The sequence below is a fragment of the Mesorhizobium sp. M1163 genome (genome assembly GCF_040318415.1).
Classification (GTDB): domain Bacteria; phylum Pseudomonadota; class Alphaproteobacteria; order Rhizobiales; family Rhizobiaceae; genus Mesorhizobium.
In genome coordinates this window covers 80,970-93,291 of record NZ_JAMYMF010000027.1, presented here as the reverse complement: position 1 = coordinate 93,291, position 12,322 = coordinate 80,970, and the positions used below count along the sequence as shown (strand labels likewise).

General features: G+C 63.9%; 9 protein-coding genes and 1 pseudogene. 8 read left to right on the top strand and 2 right to left on the bottom strand.

The window, feature by feature from the left end; translation table 11 throughout:
• Positions 1–5: 5 nt before the first annotated feature.
• The 5 genes and pseudogenes from NKH43_RS24005 to NKH43_RS23985 all read left to right on the top strand — a co-directional run.
• Positions 6–2,069: a PAS domain-containing hybrid sensor histidine kinase/response regulator gene (locus tag NKH43_RS24005; RefSeq protein ID WP_352860137.1), complete on the top strand. Its 2,064-nt coding sequence runs from the start codon at positions 6–8 to the stop codon at positions 2,067–2,069.
• Positions 2,070–2,125: 56 nt separating this feature from the next.
• Positions 2,126–3,013: an alpha/beta fold hydrolase gene (locus NKH43_RS24000; RefSeq protein WP_352860136.1), complete on the top strand. Its 888-nt coding sequence runs from the start codon at positions 2,126–2,128 to the stop codon at positions 3,011–3,013.
• Between the two features lie 203 nt (positions 3,014–3,216).
• Positions 3,217–4,716: a helicase HerA domain-containing protein gene (locus NKH43_RS23995; protein WP_352860135.1), complete on the top strand. Its 1,500-nt coding sequence runs from the start codon at positions 3,217–3,219 to the stop codon at positions 4,714–4,716.
• Between the two features lie 379 nt (positions 4,717–5,095).
• Positions 5,096–6,226 carry a D-alanyl-D-alanine-carboxypeptidase/endopeptidase AmpH gene (ampH, locus tag NKH43_RS23990; protein ID WP_352847805.1) on the top strand — a complete coding sequence of 377 codons (1,131 nt, stop codon included), beginning with the start codon at positions 5,096–5,098 and terminating at the stop codon, positions 6,224–6,226.
• Between the two features lie 267 nt (positions 6,227–6,493).
• Positions 6,494–6,970 (top strand): annotated as a pseudogene (locus NKH43_RS23985) (ATP-binding protein); the annotation flags it as partial.
• A gap of 288 nt (positions 6,971–7,258) precedes the next feature.
• Here the strand turns inward: NKH43_RS23985 and NKH43_RS23980 are convergent.
• Together NKH43_RS23980 and NKH43_RS23975 are read right to left on the bottom strand one after the other, a co-directional pair.
• The gene (locus tag NKH43_RS23980; protein WP_352591564.1) at positions 7,259–8,098 is read right to left on the bottom strand and encodes a hypothetical protein; all 840 of its coding nucleotides are present in this window, start codon (positions 8,096–8,098) and stop codon (positions 7,259–7,261) included.
• 428 nt (positions 8,099–8,526) lie between these two features.
• On the bottom strand, positions 8,527–8,763 hold the full coding sequence (locus tag NKH43_RS23975; RefSeq protein WP_352847810.1) for a hypothetical protein: 237 nt from the start codon (positions 8,761–8,763) through the stop codon (positions 8,527–8,529).
• A gap of 32 nt (positions 8,764–8,795) precedes the next feature.
• Here NKH43_RS23975 and NKH43_RS23970 point away from each other — a divergent pair, with 32 nt between their 5' ends.
• The 3 genes from NKH43_RS23970 to NKH43_RS23960 all read left to right on the top strand — a co-directional run bounded on the left by NKH43_RS23970 (position 8,796) and on the right by NKH43_RS23960 (position 12,311).
• Positions 8,796–9,395 (top strand): ANTAR domain-containing response regulator, encoded by a 600-nt coding sequence (locus tag NKH43_RS23970; protein WP_352483956.1) that lies wholly within the window; start codon positions 8,796–8,798, stop codon positions 9,393–9,395.
• 2 nt (positions 9,396–9,397) lie between these two features.
• Positions 9,398–10,636, top strand: a complete 1,239-nt coding sequence (locus NKH43_RS23965) for a CmpA/NrtA family ABC transporter substrate-binding protein (RefSeq protein WP_352860134.1) — start codon at positions 9,398–9,400, stop codon at positions 10,634–10,636.
• Positions 10,637–10,994: 358 nt separating this feature from the next.
• Positions 10,995–12,311, top strand: a complete 1,317-nt coding sequence (locus NKH43_RS23960; RefSeq protein ID WP_352860133.1) for a CmpA/NrtA family ABC transporter substrate-binding protein — start codon at positions 10,995–10,997, stop codon at positions 12,309–12,311.
• Positions 12,312–12,322: the final 11 nt, after the last annotated feature.

Sequence of the window (12,322 nt, the reverse complement as noted above, 5' to 3'; positions counted from 1 at the left end):
AGGTTGTGGCCCCGGCCGTGGGGCCGGCAAAGGCGCGCATCCTGGCCGTGGATGACGACGAGCGCAATCTGCTGGCGATCGGCGAGGTTCTGGCCCCTATCGGCGATGTCGTCTGCGTGCAGTCGGGCGAAGAGGCGCTGCGCGCTCTGCTGAAGGAGGATTTCGCCGTCATCCTGATGGATGTGCTGATGCCCCGGCTGGATGGCTACGAGACGGCGGGATTGATCCGCCAGCGCGAGCAATCCAGGCGAACGCCGATAATCTTTCTCACCGCTATCAACAAGGAAGACGCCCACATGCTGCGTGGCTATGACGCAGGCGCGGTGGATTACGTGTTCAAGCCCTTCGACCCGGCCATGCTGCGTTCCAAGGTCGCCGTGTTCGTCGAACTTCATGAGAAGACGCTCGAAATCCAGCAAAAGGCGGCTGCCGAGCAAGGGCTGCTGGCCCAGGCACTGCAGGCGCAGAAGGGGAAGCTCGAGGCCGAGCGGGCGCTGCGCAGCGCCCAAGAGCGGCAGCATGCAATTTTGAGCTCTCTTCCGGTCTGCTTTCATGCGCGGGCGGCGGAGCCGCCGTTCGGCGCCAGCTTTGTCACCGAAGGGGTCGAACGCCTGACCGGCTTTCCTGCCGAACGGCTGACCTCCGATCCGGGCTTCGGCCTGAGCCGCGTTCATCCCCACGATCTGCCGAGAGTGAGGCAAGCCCTGCTCGCGGCCAAGGCCACCGGCTCCTACACCTGCGAATTCCGCTGGCAATGCGCCGACGGCAATTACCGGATTTTTCTCGACCAGGGCGTCCTGTCGAACGGCTCCGACGGCCAAAAGCCCGAGATCCTCGGCACATTGCTGGACATTACCGAGCGGCGCGAGCTTGAGAACCAGCTGCTGCAATCGCAGCGCCTCGACGCGATCGGCAAGCTTACCGGCGGACTGGCGCATGATTTCAACAATCTGCTTGCCGCCATTCTCAGCGGATTGGGATTGCTCGAGCGCCACGCCGAGTTCGACGGACAGGCCAGGCAGGTTCTGGAACTGACACGCCGGTCGGCAAAACAAGGCGCCGAGCTCGTCAACCGCATGCTTGCCTTCTCGCGCCGCCAGACACTGAGGCCGCAGGCCGTGCGCCTCGCCGCGCTCGGCGACACCATGAACGGGTTGGTCGCCCCGGTCTTGGGAGGCCTGATCCGTTTCGATTGGCTTGTCGACGACACTGTGTGGCCGGCGCATGTCGACGCCAGCCAGCTGGAGCTCGCGCTGATGAACCTGGTCTTCAACGCGCGCGATGCCATGCCGTCCGGCGGCACGATAATCGTGGAGGCGCAAAATCGAACGCTAGGCAGTGCAGCCGAGGACATTTCCGCGGGCGATTATGTCGTGGTCACCGTCAAGGACACGGGGTCGGGCATACCGGCCGGCATTCTCGCCAAGGTCGTCGAACCGTTCTTCACCACAAAACCGGTCGGCAAGGGCACTGGCCTCGGCCTGAGCACGGTGCATGGCTTCGTCAAGCAATCGGGCGGCACGCTCCGGATCGAGAGCGCCGTCGGCAGTGGAACATCCGTTCAGCTCTGGCTGCCGCGTTCAATCGAGCGCCCGGTGGAAATCGCCGAGAAGTCCGATGCCGACGACACCGTCGGGAATGCCGGCGAGGACTATCCATCGGTCCTGCTGATCGACGACAGCAATGTACTGCGGGAACTGACGGCGCAATCGCTTCGCCAACACGGCTTTGCGGTGACCTGTGCCGGGGGCGGCGCGGAAGCGCTGGCGATGATCGAACGGGCACCGTACGATTTCGACGTCATCGTTACCGATTTTGCCATGCCGCTCGTCTCGGGCCTGGAGGTCATTCGGTTCGCCCGCAATCTGCGGTCTGATTGGCCGGCGGTGATGATAACCGGATATGCCGACGCCGACGCGATCGCCGACCGGCCCCCCGACGTGCCGCTGCTCGGCAAACCGCTGCGCGAAAAGGACCTGATGGAGAGCATTCTTGCAGCGGCTGCGCGCACCGGCGCGCAGAGGGCCAAGCAGGCCCAGCCGGCGAAGAAGCGGACCATTGGAACCTGACGTACAGGTTGTCGTTGGATAGGTCGCTGGCTGCGTTAGGATCGGAGGAGAGACTGATGGCGACAGCGGACTGGCCTCTTCCTGAACGCTTCACCTTTCAAGGGAACTCGATCGCCTGGGGCGCGATGGGCGAGGGCTCACCCGCGGTATTGCTGCATGGCACGCCTTTCTCATCGTCGGCATGGCGTAGAATTGCGCCTTTGCTCGGCCAACAGAGGCGAATCTATTGCTTTGACATGCTCGGCTATGGTCTATCTGATAAACCCGATAGCGACGTGTCTCGTGGCATTCAGAACGAGCTTTTCGCGGCCCTTTACGATCATTGGGGCCTGCGTGCCCCCGATGTCGTCGCGCATGATTTCGGCGGCTCAACAGCGTTACGCGGTCATTTGCTCAATGGGCTCGACTATCGGTCGCTGGTGCTGATCGATCCGGTCGCAATCAGCCCGCAAGGCTCACCACTTGTTCAGGCCGCCAAGAAACACGAGGCGGTCTTTTCCGGCCTTCCGCACTACATTCATGAAGCAATCCTGCGCGCCTACATCGGCGCCGCCGTAGCGAATGCGCTGCGCGAGGAAGAGATGGCGCTCTACCTCGCGCCGTGGCTGGGAGCCGAAGGTCAAAAAGCTTTCTGGCGCCAGGTCGCTCAGATGGATGACAAATACTCGCAAGAGGTCGAGTGGCGCTACGGCGAGATTCGTTGCCCCGTTGCCATCCTGTGGGGCGAGGACGACCAGTGGATTCCCATCGATGACGGTCGCGAGCTCGCGCGCCGCATTTCGAGTGCTTCCTTCCATGTCGTGCCGAACGCGAAGCATCTTATGCAGGAGGACGCGCCGGAAGCGATCGTCGCGACAGTGCTTGGCTTCTGGCGAGACCTGGAGGAGCGGGCAAATGTCCGCAAAAAACCGGCTTCGGCCGCTCGATCTCCATCGCGTCAATGAAGGCTTTGGGCGATCGGTTTGATCCGGTTGCCGATGCCAAGGACAGGAATCCACCCCTTAGCGGCAGTCTCGAATCGAAACGGTACGTTTCGTATCTTTGACCCTAGCAGCATCCAGCCTGTGCGCAACACGGAGCGCCGGCCATGGCGTGCTCGACGGGCTGTGATGCGGTTGATAAGCCCTCTCCCCAAGGAGAGTCGGACATGACCGTTGCGATCGAGATCGGCCAGACGAGCGCGGGCGCCCCGGCGGCGCTGGATCTTGAGGAACTGCTGGCGACGCGGCTTCTGGTGCAGGGCAATTCGGGTTCCGGCAAATCCCATCTGCTGCGCCGGCTCTTGGAGCAGAGTGCGCCCTGGGTACAGCAGACCATCATCGATCCCGAAGGCGACTTCGTCACGCTTGGCGACCGTTTCGGCCATCTGGTGATCGATGCCGAGGAGCATACCGAGCGCGGCCTGCAGAGCGCCGGCGAGCGGGCGCGCATCCACCGCGTCTCCACGGTGCTCAATCTCGAAGGGCTCGACGCCGAGAACCAGATGCGGCGCGCCGCCGCCTTTCTCGGCGGGCTGTTCGAGGTCGCCCGCGACCACTGGTATCCGATGCTGGTGGTGGTAGACGAGGCGCAGCTGTTCGCGCCGGCAGTTGCCGGCGAGGTTTCCGACGAGGCGCGCAAACTCTCGCTCGGCGCCATGACCAATTTGATGTGCCGTGGCCGCAAGCGCGGGCTGGCCGGCATCATCGCCACCCAGCGGCTGGCCAAGCTCGCCAAGAACGTCGCCGCCGAGGCTTCCAATTTCCTCATGGGCCGGACTTTTCTGGACATCGACATGGCGCGCGCCGCCGATCTTCTCGGCATGGAGCGGCGCCAGGCGGAGGCTTTTCGCGACCTCGAGCGCGGGCAGTTCATGGCGCTCGGCCCGGCGCTGTCGCGCCGTCCGCTCGGTCTGCGCATCGGCCCGACCGATACGAGTCCGCGCAACGCGACCCCGCGCCTGATGCCGCTGCCGGAATCGGCGCTGGAGGATGCCCGCGCGATCATCCTGGCGGCCCCGCCGCCGGAAACCGTCCGGCCGCAGCGCCGCTCCTCGCCGGACCTGCTCGATCAGCTGATGGCGGCGAAATCGGCGGCGCTGGAAATCCGCCCCGAACCGGTGGAGCCGCCGATCAGCGCCGAGGATCTGGCGGAGCGGCGCGAGCGCGTCGACCGGGTGCTGCGCGCCGTGCTGGCGCAGCCCGATGCCGGCTTCCGCGTCATCGGCGTGCTCTATCAGGAGTTCGTCGTCCGCTGCCGCATAGAAGGCCTCGCCTCGGTCGTGCCGGACCTGCCGGAGTTCCGCCGCATGCTGACGCGCGCCCGCGCCGGGCTCGGCTCCGACATGATAGGCGACGATGCCTGGCAGGACGTCTCGGCGCGCGCCTCGCTGCTGCCCGAGGACATGCAAGGCGTCTTCATGATGATCGCCCGCGCGGCGAAGGAAGGCTGGCCCTGCCCGAGCGACGCCGCGATCGCCCGCGCCTACGGCTCGCACTCGCTACGCCGCGCACGGCGCCTGCTGACCTATATCGAGGAGCAGAGGCTGATCGTGTGTCAGCTTGACGGGGGCGGACGGCGGACGGTGACGCTCGTGGAGCTGGCCTGGGCGACGGCGCCGGGCGATCCGAATGCGGTGGAGGCGGAGCAGCGGAGTGCGGTGGGGTGAGGCGGCGGCCGAGCGCGGTCTTCATCATACGACGACGATTGGCGCGACGCAGATCCGCTATTGTAAGTTGTTCGACGCTACAGCACTCCCTCTTGCCGACGGCGCTTTACATATCTTCTAAGTTACCAGCGGGTCGGTTTGCCAATGAAGAGATCAGCCGCGATCAACTGACGAAGACAAGAAATACGGCAGGACTGTAGCGCAAATATCCGCCGAACCTACGCTACCTCCGCCGATTACCCCTTCGGTTCATTCTGTTGACATCTCCTGCTTCTGGAGAGATGGTAAGATACTACGCGGCGGCCCTTTTTCCGAAGATTTTATTCTGCAGCTTTATCAAAGGATTTTGGCAATGCGTTTGTCTCGATCGCGCCGACTTATGGCCATCGCTTTGACGGCAATCGCAGCCGTCACGCTTCCCTCTTATGGACATGCCGAGGACAAGCTGCTGACGGAAGCGGTGCAGTTCAACGGTACGATCCTGTATCTCTCCACCAAGGTGCCTGGCCTGATCTTCGGCGCCGTGCGCAACGGCGAGACGGCCTTGGCCGGTTTCGGCAAGATTGCCGACGGGAGTGAAAAAGTGCCCGACGGCGACACAATGTTCCGCATCGCGTCCGTGAGCAAAGTGTTCTGCGGCGGTGTGCTTTCCTCGCTGGCGATCGACGGCAAGGTACAACTCACCGACCGGCTGCAGGATCGCCTTGGCTGGGACGTCACGCTCCCGGAGAAGGACGGCCGCGCCCTCCGCCTGATCGATCTCGTCGCGCAAGCTTCCGGCCTTCCGCGGGAGGTGCCAGTGGCCGAGGCGCCCCCCTCAGACCCTTTCTCTACGAACACCAAAGAGGCGCAGATTGCCGCCCTCAAGGACAATCCGCTGCTGTTCGCGCCGGGCACCGCCGTTCTCTATTCGAACTTCGGATACGACCTCCTCGGAGCGGCGCTCGCTAATGTCTCTGGAAAGCCTTATGCCGAGGTCCTTCGAGAGCGTGTCCTCGATCCCCTCGGCATGAAAGACACGGTTTTCAACCCAAGACCGGAGGACGAGCCGCGCCTGATGCAGGGCCATAACTTCGACGGCAGCCCCATGCCAATCGTGCCGACGAGCACAGCCATGGAGTGCGCCGGTGGATTGTACTCGACCGCGGATGACCTGCTGCGCTGGATGAACTGGCATGTCGACAACAAGCCTTCCGCGGCCGACGCCGAGTTGCGCCTTTTGAACCACGCGGCTTTTTTGTACCGGGACGGGCTCGCGTCGGTGATGGGGCTGGATGACGGCGGGCCGATGGACGCCATGGGTCTCGGATGGGTCATCATGCTCCCTAACGAGCATCGCCCGCTCATCCTCCAGAAGAGCGGCGGCCTGCAAGGGATGTTTCTCTATGTTGCGATTGCACCGACACGCGGCGTCGGCGCTTTCTTCGTCATGAACGAATTCAATGCCGCCGGCTTCATGGCTGGGGTCAAGACGACGAACGATCTCGTCGCGGAGATCGCTCCACGCTGATTTTCGCGCTGATCGGGAGGACGTGCGCGATGATTGGCGCTATGGAGGGACCTGACGGACGGTATATTTCCCGGCAAGGCAAGCGCGACATCGGCTATTTCCGGCCGACCGCTTAGCCTCCTGAGGATGACCTTTGCCGGCTTCATCGCTGCTCACGGCCTGCTCATGCTGCGGCCAAGGTTCTGCCTCTCGCCTCTTCGGCATCCCGCTTTCGTAGCCGACCGCGAATGCCGCGCTGCTCGCAGTCCCGACACCATCAGCCGCCTCTTGGCGCAACCCGATGCCGGCTTCCGCGTCATCGGCGTGCTCTATCAGGAGTTCGTGGTCCGCTGCCGCATCGAGGGCCTCGCCGCGGTCGTGCCGGACCTGCCGGAGTTTCGCCGCATGCTGACCCGCGCCCGCGCCGGGCTCGGCTCCGACATGGCATGCAACGACGCCTGGCAGGACGTCTCGGCGCGCGCCTCGCTGCTGCCCGAGGACATGCAAGGCGTGTTCATGATGATCGCCCGCGCCGCCAAGGAGGGCTGGCCCTGCCCAAGCGATGCCGCGATCGCCCGTGCCTACGGCTCGCACTCGCTACGCCGCGCACGGCGCCTGCTGACCTATATCGAGGAGCAGAGGCTGATCGTGTGTCAGCTTGACGGGGGCGGACGGCGGACGGTGACCCTGGTGGAACTGGCCTGGGCGACGGCGCCGGGCGATCCGAATGCCGAGGAGGCGGAGCAGGGGAGCTTGGCGGGGTGAAGCGGCGGGGCAGGCGCACTGAGAAAGCGCCGCTGGATCAGGCCGGGGTGAAGTCTGCTTTGCGCCGCATTAACGTCATTCTCCATTCGAAGCGCTCAGGCCGGAAGCTGCCGTGCGTAAGGACGCCCAGTCATTGCCCGCCGCGGATAAGTTTGCAGCTGGACAATAATGGCCAGCCGGGCGATCCCGGTATTTAGCGTTGCTTCGGCGGGTCAATACTGAGCCTGCGCTTGCGCGCCATCCCTCTCGACAAGACCAACGGCTGGACGGGATCGAGCGCAGGCGGGTTCAGTTGGTGCTGGTTGTGGGGGTGAACCCGCACTGCTTCTGTTCCATATCGATCTGCTTCGTGATGCGGACGGCGTTCTGTGCGTAGGCCTCCGTTACGGAGCCACTATTCACGGTCTTGTCCTTCAGCGGACTCACGCCTGCGCAGAGGTGGAAAACATGCGGCTCGGTGGACTTCGCGGCTCCGTTTTCGGGCGCGATCCAGTAGACGACATCCTGACCGGCGGGGTGGCTCGCGTCCCGCGTCGCCGCCGCCACCGCGGCGGTGTCCGTCGCGATCGCCTGCGCCTGAGCGGCGACATCGGGCGAACAGGCGGTGGTGGGCTGCCCCGACTTGATCTGGGCTGCGCATGCGTTCATATCCTGGGTGTACTGTTCGACCGACGGGGGTTTGAAACTGATCCCCATGACCGTCGCGAGCACGGCCAGCGCAGCGCCGAGGCCGCCGGCAACCTTCTTGGTCTGCGGATCCATGTTTTTGTCGGTGAGGATCAGGAAAACCAGCGGGAGGAAGGCAATCAGCGTCATGATTGCGCCGAGCTGGTTTTGGAAGAAGAACCTGGCCGCGTCGGATGCACGGGCCGGATCGTGCCTGTTGGCCGCCTTCCACAGCAAGTTGCCGGCGATTGCGAAAATCGCGATGCCGACCAGAAGGCCGATGATCAGCGGCAGGTGTCCCTGGTCGAACTTGTTCTGGCGAAGCAGAATAATCCCGTAGATCTCGCCGCCAATGGCGACGATCCACGAGAGTGCGGCGAAAAGGCGAAGACGCGTGGCGGAGGACTTCTGGCCCTGCGTCGCTTGCCAATCCTTGGTAACGTCTGGCTTGTTGTCGGTCATCGACCAGATCCCCTGATATCGACACTTCTGCGGGCGGCAACCCGCCCTGCGCAGCGTCATTGAACGAACGTCACCTGCCTCAGCGACGCGGCGAAAATGTGAGCGCCACGGCAGGCCTCCCCATCCATATTGCGCATGAGTGAATCCGTCCATACCCACGGAGGCAGACGCCTATGCGGCGATGGCTCCGTTCTTCTTAATCTCTGGCTCGAACTTGACGCTGCCTTGCCTCGCTTCCCTGGCGATCCGGTAGAAGCCGCGGTGGTCACAGGACCGGTCGAAAGCAACGTCGGCAGATCCGAACTGAGGCCGGATCGATGGTCCAAGGACCTAAAAGCGGCCAGTCCGCCTGCGTGAAAAGCAGCCATTCAGGATTTGGTCTGCGACGGTCGGCTTCGGGTCAAAAGCAGCTGGTGGTGTCGCGCCCCCTATCTCTCCTCCACAATCCGCAAACAAGCCGCCGCCACAAACAGCACGATCAGCCCAACAAAATCCGCCTCGTTGTCGCCGACGGCATAGAGCAGAAGGGCAAAGCCGGTGCGGCTCAAGGTGAAGGCTGGTGCCGGCTCCCGCGGCGTCAAGTTGGTCGCTGCGGCCGTCGCGTCCAATGCCTCAGGCGGCGCCTGAACGCTGGCTTTGTTTGCGTGAATCTCGCCATGCCGCATTGCACAATCGTCTCGCCTGCGCAAAATGCGGCATGATCCGCAAATCCCTCACTGTCCTGGTGATCGATGAAAACCACATCCGCGCTTCGATAATCGAAGCGGGGCTGCGGGAGGCCGGGCACCAGCAGGTCACCGTCATCCATGACGTCGCCGGCATTGCGCGGCGGATCGCCGAGATCGAACCCGACGTGATCGTCATCGACCTCGAAAATCCCAACCGCGACATGCTCGAAAACATGTTCCAGCTGTCGCGCGTGGTGAAGCGGCCGATCGCCATGTTCGTCGATCGCTCGGACCAGGCTTCGATCGAAGCGGCGGTGGAAGCCGGGGTGTCAGCCTATGTTGTCGACGGCCTGCGTCAGGAGCGGGTCAAGCCGATCCTCGACATGGCGATCAGCCGCTTCAACGCGTTTTCGCGCATGGCGCGCGAGCTGGAAGAGGCCCGCAGCGAATTGGAAAGCCGCAAGGTGATCGATCGCGCCAAGGGCATACTGATGAAGTCGCGCGGCCTGTCGGAGGACGCGGCCTATACGCTGCTGCGCAAGACCGCCATGAACCAGAACCGCAAGATCGGCGAAATCGCCCAGAGCCTGGTGACGGCGGCAGGCCTTCTGGATCCCGAGGAGAGTTGACGATGGCGGCCGAGCACCGGATCAATGCTGGCTTCATGCCGCTCTTCGACAGCGCTGTCCTTGTCGCGGCGAAGGAAATCGGCTTCGCCCTGCGCGAAGGCATCGATCTGATGCTCAACCGGGAAACGTCCTGGGCCAACATCCGCGACCGCATCGCCATCGGCCATTTCGATCTCGCGCACATGCTGGGGCCGATGCCGATCGCCTGCAATCTGGGGCTGACGCCGCTCGCCTCCGATACGGTCGTGCCGTTTTCACTCGGCCTTGGCGGCAATTGCGTCACCGTTTCGAACGCCGTCTGGGCGGGCATGGCCGCGCACGGCGCCCGACCCGACCTCGATCCGGCACGAGCCGGCAGGGCGTTGGGGGCGCTGATTCGTGAACGGGCGAATGCCAGTGGCGATCTGCTTCGCTTCGCCGTCGTCCATCCGCACTCCGGGCACAATTACGAACTGCGCTACTGGCTCGCCGCCTGCGGCATCGACCCGTCGCATGAGATCGAAATCGTCATCGTGCCGCCCCCCTTCATGGCGGACGCGCTCGCTGCCGGCAGGATCGACGGCTACTGCGTCGGCGAACCCTGGAACAGCGCCTCCGTCGTCGCCGGCACCGGCCACATCGCCACGGTCAAGGCGGCCATCTGGAAGACCAGCCCGGAGAAAGTCGTCGGCGTGCGCAAGGCATGGGCGGAAAAACAGCCGGACGCGCTCTCAGCCTTGCTGCGCGCGCTTCATCACGCGGCGCGCTGGTGCCAGGATCCGGCAAACCGCGGCGAACTTGCGGCCCTGATGGCGCAGCCGGCCTTCCTCGGGCTTGAGCCGGCACTGCAGATGCCGATCCTCAGCGGACATCTTGCGCTCGGCGGCGGCGCCGAACTGAGCGTCGGCGATTTCTTTCTGCCTTTCGACAAGGCGGCAAACTTCCCGTGGAAGAGCCATGCGCTGTGGTTCTACACGCAGATGGTGCGCTGGGGGCATGTCGCGCACACGCCGGAAAACCTCGCTATTGCCCGCGACTGCTACCGCCCCGATCTCTACCGCTCGGCGTTGAAGCCGCTTGGCGTGGCGCTTCCCGGTGCCAATGCCAAGGTCGAGGGCGCGCTGAAGGCCGCGACTCCGGTCGGTTCGGCGGGGGCAAGCCTGGTGCTCGGTCCCGACGGTTTCTTCGATGGCCAAATCTTCGATCCCGACGAGATCGACGCCTACATTGCCTGCCAGAAATTGGCGCGCGCCGAAGCCTGATCATTTCCGCGCCATTCTTGTGCACTGCACAAAAAATGTGCGTGCAACTGCGCTAATGAACAATCCTTAGCTTGCGCGCCCAGCGGGCCGGCGCGCCGACGATTGTGGTATGTCATTGATCTCATTGATGTTTGCCATCCATTCCGAAAACTGGCACGGTTCCTGCATTGCAATAGGCAGACTCTTCTCGGGGTCACGGAATACGCGTCCAATGGCGGGCGCTACAGGCAAAGCTGCCGCTCAGGTCAACACGCGATCCCGGATGACGGACGCGCGCGGCCTGGCTGGCGGCTTTTTGTTTTGGTCGAACACGCAATCGACGGCGCCGATCCCAAGCCGCGCCCAACCGGAGATGACGATGACGAAACGCACCAATAGCCATTCCGCCCAACCGGCGATCAGCCGCCGCGATTTCCTGAGGATCAGCGCGGCCACCGCGGCAACGCTGGCGGCGGCGCGTGCGCTGCTGCCCTCCGGGGCCTATGCGGCACCCGCCGCGCCGGAAGTCACCGGCGCCAAGCTCGGCTTCATTGCGCTGACCGATGCGGCACCGCTGATGATTGCCAAGGAAAAAGGCCTGTTCGAGAAATTCGGCATGCCCGATGTCGAGGTGCTCAAGCAGGCCTCGTGGGGCGCAACGCGCGACAATCTGGTGCTCGGCGGCGAAGCCAACGGCATTGACGGTGCCCATATCCTGACGCCGATGCCCTATTTGATGCACACCGGCAAGGTGACGCAGAACAAACAGCCGCTGCCGATGGCGATCGTGGCCCGGCTCAACTACGACTGCCAGGGCATTTCCGTCGCCCAGGAATATGCCGCCACCGGCGTCGGCCTCGATGCCTCAAAGCTGAAGGAAGCCTTCGCCGCCAAGAAGGCCGCGGGCAAGGAGGTCAAGGCCACCATGACCTTCCCGGGCGGAACGCACGACCTCTGGCTGCGCTACTGGCTGGCTGCCGGCGGCATCGATCCCGACAAGGATGTCTCGACCATCGTCGTGCCGCCGCCGCAGATGGTCGCCAACATGAAGGTCGGCAACATGGACGTGTTCTGCGTCGGCGAGCCATGGAACGAGCAGCTCGTCCATCAGGGCGTCGGCTTCACCGCCGCCACCACCGGCGAACTGTGGAAGGGCCATCCGGAAAAGGCGCTCGGCCTGCGCGCCGCCTTCATCGACAAATATCCGAACGCCACCAAGGCGATCCTGATGGCCGTCATGGAGGCCCAGCAATGGTGCGAGGCAAAAGAAAACAAGGACGAGATGGCCGCCATCATCGGCAAGCGGCAGTGGATGAACGTGCCGACCGCCGACATCATCGGCCGCCTCAAGGGCGACATCAACTACGGCAATGGCCGCGTCGCCAACGGCACCGATCTCTACATGAAGTTCTGGCAGGGCGGCGTGTCCTATCCCTTCAAGAGCCACGACAGCTGGTTCCTCGCCGAGAACATCCGCTGGGGCAAGTTCGCGCCGACCACCGACATCAAAGCACTGGTCGGCCAGGTCAACCGTGAGGATCTGTGGCGCGAGGCGGCCAAGGATCTTGGTGTCGCCGCGGCCGATATTCCGGCGTCTTCGTCGCGCGGCACCGAAACCTTCTTCGACGGCAAGATCTTCGATCCGGAGAATCCGTCGGCCTATCTCGACAGCCTGAAGATCAAGGCGTCGGCCTGAGCCCGACATAG